Below are 1,178 nucleotides of genomic sequence, written 5' to 3'. Positions count from 1 at the left end.
GAGGCGGTGTCCGGCATCGCGACGGGCGTGCGGTCCTTGGCCTTCTCGCGCACCTCCACGCGGATCTCCCCCTCGGCCGGTTCCGCCGTGCCGTATGCCGCGCGATAGCGGATCGGGTAGGTGCCCGGTTTGGTCGCAATCACGGTGAGGGTGCCGCTGGTCAGGTCGGTGTCGACGCGCAGCGGTTTGCTGCTCGAGCGGGTGAAGGCCGGCTCGCCGTCCAGGGCCAGGTGCGGGTCGCGGCTCGTCGGGTCGGAGCCGGGGATGTCATTGGCGAGTGGGGTGATCTGGGCCGGGCGGCCGGCCTCGGTCACGACGACATCGGGACGGGTCGTCGCCGGCCGCCGGGTCGTGGCCTGCGCGTCCTGGACCTCGACGCGCACCCGGGCGGGGGCACTGGTGGCCCGTCCGTCACTGACCCGGTAGGTGACCTCCATCGAGCCGGGGGTGCTGGGTGCGGTGACCTCGAGGGCGCCGTCGCCCGGCTGGACCGACCCGCGAGCCGTTTCGGCGCCGGCGATGACGAGCGGGTCGCCCTCACCGTCGCGCCAGGACCCGATGACAGGGACGGTCAGCACCCCGCCCGCTGGCACGGTCCACAGCGGGGCGGCGGTGGTCTTGCGGTGCTTGGGTGCGGTGTTCCTGCTGTCGGGCTGCGCGCGGACGCTGACCCGGCCGGTCGAGGAGATGCCGCCGGCATCGGCGGTGAACAGGAACGACCCGACCTCGGCGTCCTTGTCGAGGGTGAACCGCACCGTCTGCAGATCGGGGGCGATGACGGCCGTGCCGCCCTCGATCCGGGAGATGGCGGTGACGGCGAGGATGCGGCCGGCGAGGTCGGTGACATTGTCGAGGACGGGCAGCACGGAGGCCCGGCCGGGCCGGGCGCCGAAGACCGCCGGCGTGATCGTGGGCGGCTGCTTGGTGGAGCGCCCCGGATCCTTGCTCGGCCCCTTGTAGTCGGCAGCGGCGCGCAGCGGGCGGATCAGCCCGGTCCAGTCGTCGGTCGCCTTGCGGTTCTCGACGTCGAAGAGGCGACCGGACGCGATGTCGTTGATGACGATGTGCCCGCGGTTGACGCGCAGCACCGGGCGGCGCAGCGACTGGGCCCGGTCGACGATCTCCTCGGTGGCGCCGCCCACCCCGCACGTGCGGGCCGTCGCCGCCCGCTGGCCGGC

General features: G+C 73.9%; 1 protein-coding gene. It reads right to left on the bottom strand.

Annotation, left to right across the window (positions count from 1 at the left end; translation table 11 throughout):
* The coding region (locus BN11_RS24290; protein ID WP_048699657.1) for an Ig-like domain-containing protein at positions 1-1,178 on the bottom strand (1,178 nt) is incomplete at both ends.

Origin of the sequence: Nostocoides australiense Ben110, from assembly GCF_001050535.1 — a bacterium.
Lineage (GTDB): Bacteria > Actinomycetota > Actinomycetes > Actinomycetales > Dermatophilaceae > Nostocoides_A > Nostocoides_A australiense.
Note: the sequence above shows the minus strand (reverse complement) of the source record. Positions and strands in the feature narration are given on the sequence as shown.